The organism is Serratia sp. MMO-28, from assembly GCF_037199905.1.
GTDB classification, from domain to species: Bacteria; Pseudomonadota; Gammaproteobacteria; order Enterobacterales; family Enterobacteriaceae; genus Chania; species Chania oryzae.
This window is the reverse complement of record NZ_JBBCVB010000134.1, coordinates 1-225: the sequence shown is the minus strand read 5'-3', so window position 1 is coordinate 225 and position 225 is coordinate 1. Positions and strand designations below refer to the sequence as shown.

At 65.3% G+C, this 225-nt stretch carries 1 protein-coding gene; it reads right to left on the bottom strand.

The annotated features are described in order from the left end of the window. Nucleotides 1-225: hypothetical protein (locus tag WG891_RS26880; protein ID WP_337265137.1), on the bottom strand; the 225-nt coding region annotated here is incomplete at both ends.

Here is a 225-nt window from a genome sequence, read left to right as displayed (position 1 = left end):
GACCGTCAGCTGTGAGGTGGCCCCCAAGGCCGTGTTGCTGCCCAGCCGCACATCGCCACCGGTGACCGTGGTGCTGCCGGTGTAGCTGTTCTGGCCATTGGTGACGGTCAGCGTCCCGTTGCTGGCATCGAACACGATGCCGCCCACCCCGGTCAGTTGTGCCGTCAGATTTTTGTTGGCATCCGCGCTGGCCTCGGTGGCAATCACCAGCGCGTCAGGGCCATC